Raw genomic sequence first — 11,988 nt, forward strand, 5'->3', positions numbered from 1 at the left:
CGGCCAGAGATTAATCCACCCGACGGCCAATATTAACAGCCGCCGCGCCCCTGCCCATTAAGAGCTTCTTTTCTATGGCAGATTCGAAGTAAATACGAAATCTTATTTTGACGACGCCTAACAAAATTGCCATTTTCTTTGCGTTTTAAAGATAAGGGCGGCGCGTTTGCGCGCCCTCATCAATGCAAGCTGCTAATCAGGGCTGTCCACCAAACATCCAACACCGTGACAGCCGATATAATTGCCATGCGTATCGTAGTTGGGTTCACCGTTTCTATCGAACTGCGGTGTGTTATCGATACGCTCAGAGCTATCCGGCCTGTCGACTGTGCACCCAATGCCGTGACAGCCATTATAGTCACCGGAGTCACGGTAGTTGCTTGTTGCATGGCTGTGTTTGTGCTTGTTATCGGCAACCATTCCCTCGACGATTGCACCGAGAACTGCACCTGCGACAACACCGCCAATATCATGACCATGATGATCATACTGGCGCGCACCCGGATCGAACCCATCGCCCCGGCCATGGTGATAGCCACCGACATCTGCAAATACGCCGGAACACCCTTGCGCTACCCATATATAGCGGCTCTTTGGATTGTATCCCCACGTGCGGTTCAGTATGCAAGCAGAGCTTGACGTTTGATGTATAAGTTGTGGCCTGGACAGCGGCCCGGCGTAGCATTCATCGTATTTATAGTCTCTTGAGCGGCACTCGACAGTCGTTTGAGCTTTTGCTTCGAAAGCGAGTGGCGGCGCAATTGTTGCACCAACCGCGATAGCCCCCACCATGGTCAGATATCTTAGCATTCTTCCCTCCGAATCCGTTGACATTCCGTCGTGCTGGTCAGAGTGCGCCTAGAACACGTGACCAATGCAACAAACCCACGCAATATACTTATACAATTTCGTGATGACTTGTTTAGGGTAATCTGAATTAAAGTTAACATAGAGAAAATTAGTAACTTATAATATACATCTATTTATGAGATAATGGGCGCGAGTTGGCTGCTGCCCTTAAGTGCTGATCGCGACGCTACTGAAATGGAGTTCTGCAAGGAAAGTGGCTTCGGCGAAGGTAATCGGCTGGAGATGTCTTGCTAAAAGCAATTAGAACGCGAAGACAGAGTGATAATTCGTCGCGCGACTATTCAATCGCCATTCTGTTGGTTCTTCTCAATCTGATAGGCAAGCCAGCGGCAGAACATGCCGATAATGGATGTTGCCGCGCCGGATATCTAACATATCGTCAGCAAAATACTTTTCTGCGCGCCGTCCCAACTAACGACTGCCAACAGCAAAACGCTTAGCGTGGAAACGAGATAGCCAGCACCCTTCAGTTTGTGCAAGGAATTCGGGCTCATCCTCGACCCCATCTCGCTAATCGTTTTTAACGCGCTCAACAAGCTGAGCGAATGGCCCGTCAATATAAGCCTGTAGCGTCGGGAGTGCCTCGGCCTTGATGCCCTTCTGACCGAGAAAATACTTGATCAGTGCATCGGAGCCTTTCATGAACTTGCCCCGCTCAACCTCTGCAGCGGGGAAGCTCAAATCCTCCAGCACCGGGGACAATTTTTCCCTGATCTGAGCCTGCTCAGTTGTTCCTTCGGCAAACTCGATAAGCTCAATACAATCAAGCATTCCAGCTTCCAGCATTGCGAGCCGCAGTTTGAAACAGAAAGGGCAGCCTTTCTTTAAATAGACCATAGGTTTGCTTAAAGCGGGCTCAGGCGCATCGGATGCCGATAGCCCTTCTCCGAGGGCGCCGGTGACGCCTCCGGTTTCCTCGTCTGGTCCAGGCTTGCTATAGTGATCATCGTCTGCGGTGCGAACTGATTTGGGCTGATTGTTCATGTCTCTCTCACTACATTAACGGACAAACGGGCAAAGCCGCTTCGTTACAGTTTTACGGCCTCTTCGCGCGGCCAGAACCTGAGCTTGCGGCAAGCTTCGACAAAAACTGGGATCGAAGTCGCACTGTCGATGGAAAGAAGGCCCTTATCGGCATCCGGCGCTATGCCCGCCTTTGCAAGGAGCGGGAGGGCCCCGGAATTGAACCCGATGAACTTGCAATGCGCAAAAGCATCGGCCACGAAATCACGCGCTGCAGCTTCTCCGGTCAATCTATTGGCCGCCTCTTCTGCCAGGACAAGGGCAACGGCGTCAAACACAACAGAGGGGCCACCATCAATCATATGATGGGACACGATCCATTCGCCAGCGGAGGTCTCAAAACCGCCAACTGTTGGAGAGACAAGTTCTATCACCGCTCCTTCTGTCACAGCCGCCTCACGGATCGCTTCAACCAGTTCCATATCCGTCCCATTCGCCACGAGAACGCCGATCTTGCGGCCCTTGAAGCTTGAGGGACCATTTTCAATAATGCTGAGCGCTGGCGACAGAGGCAGATCCCGGCGAACGGGTGCGAGAGCATCGGCAGGCTTTGGCATTGTGCGCATGCCAAGCCTCTCCGCGACTTCGTTTGCCAGCCCCTCTTCGATATTCATCAAATGCGAGACCATCCGTTCGCGGATAATGGGCGTTTCTACTTTCGACAGTTCGAAGGTCAACGCCATCGCAATATGTCGTTGCTCTACTGCTGTCTGGCTCAGATAGAATTGGCGAGCCTGGCTATAATGATCGTTAAAACTCTCGGGGCGCAAACGGACTTTTTCACCGATTTCCTGCGCCTCAAAAGACCGGAAGCCGTTGACTGGATCGGGGCGCGGCCCCTTCCCCCAGGAATTGGGCTGATAATTGGCCCTGCTGTCTGGATTGCGAATCGCCATATGCCCGTCCTGCTGAAAATGCGCAAACGGACATTTGGGCGCGTTGATGGGAAGCTGGGTGAAATTCGGTCCACCGAGGCGCTTTAACTGCGTATCTAGATAGGAAAAATTGCGCCCCTGAAGCAAAGGATCGTTTGAGAAATCAATGCCGGGCGGCACATTCTGCGTCATGAATGCAACCTGCTCGGTCTCCGCGAAAAAGTTCTCCGGCATGCGGTCGAGGACCAGCCGACCGACCGAAATCGGCTGGAGAATTTCTTCGGGTATCAGCTTGGTCGGATCCAGCACGTCGAAATCGAAGCTGTCGGCAAATTCCTGATCGAAGAGTTGCACGCACAATTCCCATTCCGGGAAGTTACCGGTTTGAATGGCAGTCCAGAGATCGCGCCGGTGAAAATCCGGATCGGCCCCATTGATCTTCACAGCCTCGTTCCAGACGACCGATTGCAGTCCGAGCTTCGGTTTCCAGAGAAATTTGACGAATGTCGATTGATTGTCCTCGTTCACGAAGCGGAACGTATGGACACCGAACCCTTCCATGAAGCGAAACGAGCGTGGGATTGCGCGGTCCGACATAATCCACATGATCATGTGCATGGATTCCGGCGTCAGGCTGATGAAATCCCAGAAATTATCGTGAGCGGATTGTGCCTGCGGAAAAGCGCGATCCGGCTCTTCCTTCACGGCATGAATGATGTCAGGGAAGCGTATCGCATCCTGAATGAAGAAGACTGGAATATTGTTGCCGACGAGATCCCAATTGCCTTCCTTGGTGTAAAACTTGACCGCAAAACCGCGCACGTCACGGGCGAGATCGAACGAGCCTTTTGAACCCGCAACAGTGGAAAAGCGGACGAAGACCGGTGTTTTCTCGCCAACGCGCTGGAATATATCGGCGCGCGTATATTCGGAGATCGACCGGGTGGTCTCAAAATAACCGTGCGCGCCATACCCTCTCGCATGGACGACACGTTCCGGTATGCGTTCATGGTCAAAATGAAAAATCTTTTCCCGAAAATGGAAATCCTCGATCAGCGTTGGGCCGGATTCGCCGATTTTAAGCGTGTTCAGATCGTCTGATACCGGCCCGCCCTGAGATGTCGTCATGACCGGAACATCGTCAGTCGCAATCTGGTGAAGATCGCCACTGTTGCCGGGAAAAAGCTTCTGGTCGTGGATTGTAATCGGCTTGTCTTCGGCGCTCGGCCTTTTGCTCGTGGGCATGGTTCGCTTCCCCTTTTTCAACGGTTGTGAGCCACTTGGAGTGACAGGAGCTTGCGTCCTAACCTTGCGAATTGGGGTTTGTTCCAAACTGCCGCCTGCGCTTGTCTTTTAAATCAGGCGCGCCAAGACAACTTTGCTAAGTTTCCGGGACCGTTACGGCGAGACTTTCGGGGCATTCAAACGCGATTTTGGCCCGCTGACAAAACCGGACCCTCGCAACCAGAAGCGCCAGGGTTCCTCAACTGCTCGACTGATACCGATGCGCGGACCGCAATCCACAGTGCATGGCTGTTCAGGCGCCGAAAGCAAAAACGGGGCGGCATCGAGTGCAGCCCCATCCAACTCGCCGGAAATTGCCAAAGCCTGAGCAAGCTTCGCCGGCCCCGAACAAAGCTGCTTAACGTCCGTCATACCTCGCCGTTCCTGCATGAGCGGTATGCCCTGTCGCGGCTCGATTGCCCGCAGGAGCACGGCAGATGCATCGGCGCAGACAATGTTCATGCACCAATGCAGGCCATATATCCGATAAACATAGGCGCTGCCCGGACTTCCAAACATGGAGGCGTTTCGACGCGTCGGACCAGAGAAACTGTGAGAGGCCGGGTCAGTTTTACAATAAGCTTCTGTTTCGACAATCACGCCGCCGATTTCGCCGACACGAAACGTCCAGCCAATCAACTCTGGAGCGATCTCGACAGCGCTGCGGTTCAGAAACATGCGCAAAGCATCAGCATTGTTCATAAAGGTTTAGAACACCGGTGTTTTCAAGCCGAAAGCGGTTCCTTTGAAAACAAGCACAGTTAGGTGTCATCCGCAATGACCCCTTGGCGTGCATTGAAATTTGCTACCCCAGTGTTCAGCTGATGACGATCTGCGTACTTCTTGTGCGAGAGCCGGGCGGAAAGCTCTACAATATAGTTCTGGTCCCGCAGCCCGCTATCATAGAAAAGCAGGATGGATGACGCCAAATCCCGGCCCGAATATTCATGTTCACTCTCTTCGAGGAGGATCGCCGCCAATGTATAACAACTGCGCATGAAGTCGACCTCGACCTGGCTGTAAATGCGGCTTGCTTCGTGGAATAATGGCATGTCTGCCTCCATTAAAAAACCATTATGCGCCTACTTCTCAGCCGCGTATCAAAGGGTCTGCTAACGTACAGACCATATAGCTTTCCCGTGGCCTCCGTTCTTCAGTCCACCCGTTGCCACTATCGGTCTCCCCTTCTAATTCCCATTTCTGCAAAGCTGCTCGTTTTTGAAGTACATCTCAACAAAGCGGCTTGCCCGAAAGTGGCTCCTGATTGGCTGGCTTTGCCAGAATTGTCCGCTAGCGTACCAAAAATCATTTGCTGGATCAAAGTGTTATAGACTTAAAACCGTCAAAGAGGATTGGGAGCGTGACGGCGAGGCGCTCGTACTCTGCCCGAAGAAAAACAAGATGTACGACAGCAATACAGTGAAAAACCGCCTGTTAAAAAGCCTTCCGCCAGACATCTACAATCAAATTCAAACTTTATTGGAGCCTGTTACCCTGGAACGTGGACAGGTACTCGTTAAAGCTGACCAACCTATCGATTATATTTACTTTCTCTGCGAAGGCATCGGATCGGTCATCACCGTGTCCGATAAAGGTCCAATGGTGGAAGCGGGCATGTTCGGTCGCGAGGGATTTTCGCCCACATCGGCGGCCGTTGGCGCAACGACCAGTATCCATGAGGTCGTCATGCAGGTCAGCGGTTCTGGCCATCGGATCGAAATCGGTTCGGCGCGTGCGGAAATCAACCGCAACAGCTTGTTCGCCAATTTGCTGGCTCGTTACATTCAGACCTTCGCCTCGCAATTATCCTACACAGTCTGGGCGAATGTTAATCTGCATATTCACGAACGTCTGGCTCGCTGGCTTTTGATGTCTCACGACCGGACCGACGGGGATGAAATCGTGCTCACCCACGATTTCATCGCGTTGATGCTCGGCGTCAGACGTCCCAGCATCACGACCGGCCTGCATGTGCTGGAAGGGAAAAAACTTATCATATCCGAAAGAGGCCGTATTACGGTTCGTGATCGAAAGGGACTGGAGGATTTTGCCGGGGAGGCCTATGGCAAACCGGAAGAGGAATATCGTCGGCTTTTCGGTCTGAGCGGCTAAGCCGGATCAGAACGGGCGTGGTCAAAACGGCCCATCAGGCGTGAATACTCTTTTTCCGGCCAGCCGTAAGCATCCCGCGCATATTGCTCCAATGCTCGGCGGCTGCGAATGAGAACCGCTCCGCGCACGGATTTGATCAGGCCCAGCCCCTCCAATATATGGAGCGAAGTGGTCACGCTTGGTCGCCGGACAGCAAGCATGATGGACATGAATTCATGGGTCAGGGCGATTTCGCTGCCGGATATCCGGTCATCGCACATCAATAACCAGCGCGCGAGGCGTTGAGGAACATCGTGAATGGCGTTGGAAGCCGCAGTGTGGGCCAGTTGCACCGAAAAGGCTTCAATTGACCGGATCATGATGTTGGAGAAATTGCAGCTACTGGCCATCCAATGACGAAACCGGTCATAGGGTATTTCGTACGCTTCGCCTGCGACCTGTATGAAGACATCGTAAGAGCTTGTTTCAACACCGGCAATTGCCGAGGTCGGCACATAACCGTCAAATCCAAACAGCCCAGCCTCGGCCCGGTGACCTTCTGCGGTCGTCACCACAATGGAGCCGATGCCGGAGGTCATAAAATAGACTTTTGTGATCGACCGGCCTTTTTCCGCAATAATGACACCTCGCGGAAGATCGACATGCACGGTTTCACGGATGATCGCAGCATAATCGTCAGGCGGGAGCAAAGCCAAAAGCTTGTTCGCCATGGCGTCTTGGCTGGGAAATGACATACATGCACCTCTTCTGGGTCCCTCACCCAGGGACAACAACCAGAAGAACGCTTGGTTCCGAAATAGCCGCCATCCCAACTTCGTGGAGGCGCTTTGATGAAGAAGCAGAACCCGGCCCATCGAGCAGGCAAGTTCTTATTCAATGCTTGCCGGCGGAACTCAAATCGCCTTCAAGCTGTGTTCTTGCTCTGTTGAGCCGGCTTTTGATGGTGCCGATGGTGCAGCCCGCTTTTGTGGCGGCGTGCTCATAGCTCAAACCATTAAAAATCACCAGTTCGATGACGTTCCGGTGAAGTGGCGATAACCTGTCATAGGCGCGCCCGACATCCTGCAATTCCATGGCCCAGTCTTGCGACGGACCGATGGTGGGCCCGTCCCACTCCTGCATGACATCCTCGCGCCGCGCTCGCTTGATTTTGCTGCAGAAAGTGTTCTTCATGATGGTGAAGAGCCAGGACTTCAGCGGCCCAAACGGCACATATTTATCCTGGTTCTTGAGCGCCTTCACCACTGTCTCCTGAACCAGATCGTCCACATCGGTGGATTGGCGACACATGGTTCGCGCAAACTGATGGAGCGCGGGTAAAAGTTTCAGCAACTCATCTTCGAAATCGGGATTGGATGACATGGTAACTCCTCCTGCCCACCCGGTGAGATAAGGCCTCTCGAAGCTATTGGTTCCGACGCAACTGCAATTGGTACGTTACCGTACATTTTTTCGGCAGGCATGGAACAACGCGGAGCGCGGCGGGTTAGGACCAACCAATTCGAGGAGCGTGACATGAATATTCTGACGATCAATGTTCGCAGCGATGAAACGCCAGTAGTCGTGGAATTTGTCGGCGAAGCGGAAGAGAAAATTACAGTTCAACTTACGCCCAGCGGTTCGTCAGAACGAAATGAACAACTCGAGCAGGCGGCAAACTGTCTGTCGCAGGCGATAAAGACGGTCGAGATAGAATTGGGGCGGGCAACCACGCCCCCGCAACGAGATGATGAAAATCAGCGCCTTGAAAAAGGTTTGAAGGACAGTTTTCCGGCAAGCGATCCGGTTGCCGTGACAACGCCATCGACACCGGCCTCAGCCGATCCAAAATCCTGAGGTTTGTCTTTTCGAAACGCAGATGGGGATTTCGATGAAAAGCGATCTTGTCGTCCCGCCGCCCTCATTGCATCGCATCTCATGCCTGTAGAAACGGGTCTTTTGCGGGGTAAGCTCCAGCCCGGCTCCGTGCATCTTTGTATCGACATGCAGAATCTGTTTGGACCAAACTCGCCATGGTTCGTTCCGTGGGTAGAACAGATTTTGCCACGGATCATCGATATCTGCACCGTCCAGCGTGACAACACCATATTCACGCGCTTTATCCCGCCAAAGCGCCCCGAGAATGCGGTAGGTATCTGGGTCGATTACTACCGAAAATGGGAAGCGCTCACGCTGACCCATATCGATCCTGCGCTAATTCAGCTTGTGGACCCGTTGAAGGATTTTGTGCCCCCCGCTGCCGTACTCGACAAGACAGTCTATTCGCCATGGACAGAAGGCCATCTCCAAACCTATCTGGTCAACAAGCGTATTCATACACTCGTTATCACGGGTGCGGAAACGGACCTTTGCGTACTCGCTACTCTGCTGGGTGCCGTGGATCGTGGATATCGCGTCATTATGGTTCATGATGCGATCTGCAGCGTTTCCGACCAAACGCATGACGCGATCATGTCGCTTTGCCACCAGCGCTTCAGTGAACAACTGGAACTGGTTTCCACAGAGGAGCTGATAGACGCCTGGCGTTGAGGTTGGAGGCGTAGCCTTGCCGATCAGCGGCCCCAAATCAGTATAAGCGCCACTATAATCACCAGCAGGATCACCAACGTTACGAAGATTGGCTGCACAGTTCGCTTTCTATCCTTCTCCCACTGACGCAGGGCCGAAGCGTGACTGGAAGCATTGCTGTCGTGCTTCTTAATGTCTGGTGATTGTTCATGATCGCCCCCCGGAGAAGAAATGCCGCCCGCTTCGGAATCCGTTTCGAAAGGTGCTGCAGCCGGATCAAATCCAGGCGCCTTGTCACCGGTTTGCCCCTTCTGGATAGCACCGCGTATGCGGGAGCCTTCGCTCGTTTTGTGTCCGTCCTTGTCCATTTTTGATTTACCTCGGCAACCCAACCCCACGTTGGCCCAGATGTTCCCGGTGAACCGTCAGTGTTATGTGCCCCGGCGGCGTCTCCCAACATCGCCGGGGCAGGCGCTTAGCGTTCGAACACTCCAAGTGTTGCTTCGCGCCATCCATCCGATGAGCCGTACCCTCGGATGTTCAAGCTGGCAGTGCTGGAGGACGTGCAGACTCATCCGCAGCCTTGATAGCGGCAATGAAGCACTCTCTGGCTGTGTTGGGCTTGTTCTCAAGGTCGGCAAGACAGTTCTCGATGGCGCGCCAGAATTCCGCACCGCGGGCCTCATGCGGCCATTCTTCAAGAAGATATTCCGCAGCCATCGCCGTGTTCGTGACCGTGCAGTGTTGCCCGTTCCGAACAATTCAACGTCAACAGGTTCACCCCAAGCCATGGCAACCTCCCAAAAAGATGCCCTGCCTCGGCGCGGGGGCGAAAGGCAGGGCTGGTGACAGCCTGGCAAGCATTGTTCGAGCGGGACTGACACCAATTCTAGATCGATGATCCTAACCGCCTGCGCTTGAGTTTGTTCCCTGAAGATTTGAATTTGCCGCCATCGATTTCTGACGGCGATCCATGAATTTCTTGTTGGCGAGCCGGGCGGCCAGTTCGGTAATATAATTATGATCGCGAAGGCCGCTGTCATAAAGCAACAGTGTCAACGACGCCAAATCGCGCCCCGAATATCCCCGGTCACTTTCTTCTAGCATTATAGCCGCGTGAGTATAACAACTTCTCAGGAAGTCGACTTCAATTTGATTATAGATGCGGCTCGCTTCATTAAAAAATGGCATGTCTGGCTCCCGGCTTCGACATAACCAGCAAACCATATTCATTCTAATAAAGATATCATTCCCTGATCACTTAATATGTGAGTCAAGAAAAGCTCATCCGTACAAAAGGATGCGGTTATTCATTATTTTTCCGCGCCGCTTTCTTTGCACCCGTAGATAGAATTCAAAAATTCTTCAACTTACTATTACGTCAACTATTCGGACTTTTACAAGCTGCACGGACGGATAAGGGCGACCAGATGGTCGCCCCTACCAACTTTGGAACATTAACGCCTGCGACGATCATCATATTCGTAATCGCGGCGATCATCCCAACCGCGCCGCGACGCTTCGGAATGACCTTCTGGATCGCCGAACCACCCGCCATGGCCCCGACCAGTGGAACGCTGGTCATCGTCACGGCTTGCGTAACGGCGGTCATCATCGCGACTGGAATAGCTGCGTCGGCCGTCATCACGGTCATCGCGCCGTTCGTCCCAGCCCCGGCGGGCGGCTTCTGCATGCCCGCGAGAGTCACCGTACCAGCCACGACCACGATCATCGTCGTCATAGCGACTGGAACGACGGTCGTCGAAATCATCATTGCGGCTGGAATAGCGGCGACGATCGTCATAATCCCTGTCGTCGCGGCGTTCGTCCCAGCCACGGCGGGCGGCTTCAGCGTGTCCTTGCGGATCGCCAAACCAGCCGCCGTGGCTGCGTCCCCTGTCGTCATCGTCGTAATGACTGGACCTGCGATAATCGTCATCACGGCGGCTTTCGGCATAGTGGCGACGACCGCCGCCTCTGCTGCGGTCATCGTCACTGACAAGGCGGCCCTGATCGTCACGTTCTGGCATATTACGTGGCATTTTATCCTCCTGATTGTATGAATTTTGCGCGCAGTGGCGCATTGAGCTGCAAGAGCTCTTCTCCAGCTGCATTCCCGCAGCCGCGAGTCTTCCGGTTTCGATTATGCTGTACCCTTGGCGGATGGCGCCGTGGCCGAGCGGACCTTGATGTTGTTTTGAACATCCGCCACGCCCGCACATGCTTCGGCGCAATCCTCAGCGCGGCGTTTATCCTGTCGGGTTGCGACTTGTCCCTGCAAGATGACTTCGCCCTTCTTGACGCTGACCTCAATGTCGGAGGCATCAAGATCTGCATCTTCCATCAAGGCGTCAGAGACATCTTCCTTGATGCGCTCGTCCGTGCGGGTGTAACCCTTCGGTCCCTTTCCGCGATGCATTCCTGTGCCGCTTGAGGACTTCATCGGCTCATTGCGTGCGCCGTGACGCTCATAGCGGCTATCGCGCGCAAAAGATTCTCTTTGCGGAGAATTATATGCGAATTGTTCCTCGTCATCGCTATAGCCGCGCGAACGATAATCACCCGGATAGCGTTCGTCATAGTCGCGGTAGTTTCCGCCACGGCTTTCATAATCACGGTCCCGGTAGGGTTCGTTATAATAGTCGTCGCGATCTTCGTTTTGGTATCGACCTGGCATATCACGTGCTCCTTTGGTCATTGGCAAATGACAGCCAACCCAACCGCAAGCGATTGCCTTTGTTCCTGCATGTTCAAATTTTCTGAGACCCGACCGTCGCTATCAATGAAATCGAACAAACAGCCGAGTATCAGCGGCTGAACACGTCCAGCCGCGCATGGTACATGCCTTCTCCAGTCAGCCGGAGGGCAGGCTATTCAACAGGTGTGTTAGGCAAGGCGATTGATATTTCGAGCGTGTTGTCCGTCCACGCCCGATCAAGTTGGGCCGCAAGGGCTGAGACCAGCGCCTTTTCAAGTCGCGTTCCGAATCCTTCGCTTGGTTGATCGTTATGATGTTCATTGCCCGTTTCCAGCCAATGAACGACGACAGCTTCCTGTGTTTCTTCTACGCTGACCAAAAGCTGGCCCCCTGTTACCGCCAGTGCGCCATGCTTGGCGGCGTTCGTCGCCAGTTCATGCAAAAGCAGCGACAGATTTGTCAGCGACTTGCCCGAGATTGCAGGATCAGCCCCGGAAATGCGAATACTCTGCTCATCATAGGGTTCTAAAGCATGTCGCTGTTAACCGGATTCGGGATTCCCGTTTGGCTTGATCTGTGATTCACTTGTCTCATGGAAGGAGATGCACCATGGGCAAG

16 protein-coding genes are annotated in these 11,988 nt (G+C 53.5%); 3 read left to right on the forward strand and 13 right to left on the reverse strand.

Annotated features, from left to right (window positions below; all coding sequences use genetic code 11):
- Positions 1 to 192 precede the first annotated feature (192 nt).
- From D8666_RS19170 to D8666_RS19190, 5 genes are all read right to left on the reverse strand, one after another.
- Positions 193 to 810 carry a DUF3011 domain-containing protein gene (locus D8666_RS19170; protein WP_121539067.1) on the reverse strand — a complete coding sequence of 206 codons (618 nt, stop codon included), beginning with the start codon at positions 808 to 810 and terminating at the stop codon, positions 193 to 195.
- 570 nt (positions 811 to 1,380) lie between these two features.
- Positions 1,381 to 1,854 (reverse strand): thioredoxin domain-containing protein, encoded by a 474-nt coding sequence (locus D8666_RS19175; protein ID WP_121539068.1) that lies wholly within the window; start codon positions 1,852 to 1,854, stop codon positions 1,381 to 1,383.
- Between the two features lie 44 nt (positions 1,855 to 1,898).
- Entirely contained in the window at positions 1,899 to 4,013 is a 2,115-nt protein-coding gene (gene katE, locus D8666_RS19180) for a catalase (protein WP_121539069.1), read from the reverse strand.
- 153 nt (positions 4,014 to 4,166) lie between these two features.
- Positions 4,167 to 4,754: a DNA-3-methyladenine glycosylase gene (locus D8666_RS19185; protein ID WP_121539070.1), complete on the reverse strand. Its 588-nt coding sequence runs from the start codon at positions 4,752 to 4,754 to the stop codon at positions 4,167 to 4,169.
- Positions 4,755 to 4,813: 59 nt separating this feature from the next.
- A complete protein-coding gene (locus tag D8666_RS19190; protein ID WP_235859015.1) occupies positions 4,814 to 5,104 on the reverse strand; it encodes a hypothetical protein in 291 nt (96 codons plus the stop codon).
- Between the two features lie 349 nt (positions 5,105 to 5,453).
- On the opposite strand from D8666_RS19190, the gene D8666_RS19195 reads away from it, so the two are divergent.
- The gene (locus D8666_RS19195; protein ID WP_121539071.1) at positions 5,454 to 6,164 is read left to right on the forward strand and encodes a Crp/Fnr family transcriptional regulator; all 711 of its coding nucleotides are present in this window, start codon (positions 5,454 to 5,456) and stop codon (positions 6,162 to 6,164) included.
- On the opposite strand, the gene D8666_RS19200 is transcribed toward D8666_RS19195, so the two are convergent.
- The gene (locus tag D8666_RS19200; protein WP_121539072.1) at positions 6,161 to 6,898 is read right to left on the reverse strand and encodes a Crp/Fnr family transcriptional regulator; all 738 of its coding nucleotides are present in this window, start codon (positions 6,896 to 6,898) and stop codon (positions 6,161 to 6,163) included. The genes D8666_RS19195 and D8666_RS19200 overlap by 4 nt on opposite strands.
- Positions 6,899 to 7,037: 139 nt before the next feature.
- Positions 7,038 to 7,526, reverse strand: a complete 489-nt coding sequence (locus D8666_RS19205; RefSeq protein ID WP_121539073.1) for a sigma-70 family RNA polymerase sigma factor — start codon at positions 7,524 to 7,526, stop codon at positions 7,038 to 7,040.
- A gap of 153 nt (positions 7,527 to 7,679) precedes the next feature.
- Between D8666_RS19205 and D8666_RS19210 the strand changes: the two genes are divergently transcribed.
- Both D8666_RS19210 and D8666_RS19215 read left to right on the forward strand, forming a co-directional pair.
- The gene (locus tag D8666_RS19210) at positions 7,680 to 8,000 is read left to right on the forward strand and encodes a hypothetical protein (protein WP_109365598.1); all 321 of its coding nucleotides are present in this window, start codon (positions 7,680 to 7,682) and stop codon (positions 7,998 to 8,000) included.
- Positions 8,001 to 8,081: 81 nt separating this feature from the next.
- Positions 8,082 to 8,693 carry a cysteine hydrolase family protein gene (locus D8666_RS19215; protein ID WP_109365597.1) on the forward strand — a complete coding sequence of 204 codons (612 nt, stop codon included), beginning with the start codon at positions 8,082 to 8,084 and terminating at the stop codon, positions 8,691 to 8,693.
- A gap of 23 nt (positions 8,694 to 8,716) precedes the next feature.
- On the opposite strand, the gene D8666_RS19220 is transcribed toward D8666_RS19215, so the two are convergent.
- From D8666_RS19220 to D8666_RS19245, 6 genes are all read right to left on the reverse strand, one after another.
- A complete protein-coding gene (locus D8666_RS19220) occupies positions 8,717 to 9,040 on the reverse strand; it encodes a hypothetical protein (protein ID WP_121539074.1) in 324 nt (107 codons plus the stop codon).
- Between the two features lie 172 nt (positions 9,041 to 9,212).
- The gene (locus D8666_RS19225; RefSeq protein WP_235859016.1) at positions 9,213 to 9,392 is read right to left on the reverse strand and encodes a DUF982 domain-containing protein; all 180 of its coding nucleotides are present in this window, start codon (positions 9,390 to 9,392) and stop codon (positions 9,213 to 9,215) included.
- 183 nt (positions 9,393 to 9,575) lie between these two features.
- The gene (locus D8666_RS19230) at positions 9,576 to 9,863 is read right to left on the reverse strand and encodes a hypothetical protein (protein ID WP_109365594.1); all 288 of its coding nucleotides are present in this window, start codon (positions 9,861 to 9,863) and stop codon (positions 9,576 to 9,578) included.
- 266 nt (positions 9,864 to 10,129) lie between these two features.
- Positions 10,130 to 10,714: a hypothetical protein gene (locus tag D8666_RS19235; RefSeq protein ID WP_147438014.1), complete on the reverse strand. Its 585-nt coding sequence runs from the start codon at positions 10,712 to 10,714 to the stop codon at positions 10,130 to 10,132.
- Positions 10,715 to 10,815: 101 nt separating this feature from the next.
- Entirely contained in the window at positions 10,816 to 11,349 is a 534-nt protein-coding gene (locus D8666_RS19240) for a BON domain-containing protein (RefSeq protein WP_209445997.1), read from the reverse strand.
- A 193-nt stretch (positions 11,350 to 11,542) separates the two neighbouring features.
- Complete coding sequence (locus tag D8666_RS19245) at positions 11,543 to 11,749, reverse strand: hypothetical protein (RefSeq protein WP_147438015.1); 207 nt, start codon at positions 11,747 to 11,749, stop codon at positions 11,543 to 11,545.
- Positions 11,750 to 11,988: the final 239 nt, after the last annotated feature.

It is taken from the genome of Ochrobactrum soli, from assembly GCF_003664555.1.
In the GTDB taxonomy this organism is placed as follows: Bacteria; Pseudomonadota; Alphaproteobacteria; order Rhizobiales; family Rhizobiaceae; genus Brucella; species Brucella teleogrylli.